This is a genomic window from Pelomicrobium sp. G1, assembly GCF_051905455.1.
Classification (GTDB): Bacteria; Pseudomonadota; Gammaproteobacteria; order Burkholderiales; family UBA6910; genus Pelomicrobium.
In genome coordinates, this window is record NZ_JBQACR010000452.1 from 1 (window position 1) to 253 (window position 253).

Consider the following 253-nt stretch of genomic DNA (forward strand, 5'->3'; position numbering starts at 1 on the left):
GTCTACCCCTTCGAGCGCGGGGCGGGGCGAGTGGTGATCGACGATCCCGCCGTGACCGAGATCGCCTTCAGGGCGGGCATCGTCCCCGAGATGCTCTCCTTGCCCTTGGGGTCGCTGGTGATCCGCGTGGGGAACGAAGGCGACGAGCTCCATTTCCCCCGTTTCGACCCCCGGGATGCACAGGGTTCCGCGCCTTTCCAGCGGCTGCGCTTTGCCGCCGGCACCGGGATGACTTATGGGGCGCTCATCGAGC

Annotated in this window: 1 protein-coding gene; it reads left to right on the top strand. The window is 68.0% G+C overall.

Going from position 1 to position 253, the window contains the following annotated elements; translation table 11 throughout:
* A partial coding sequence (locus tag ACTFO6_RS19195; protein ID WP_439935920.1) for a hypothetical protein occupies window positions 1-253 on the top strand: 253 nt, incomplete at both ends.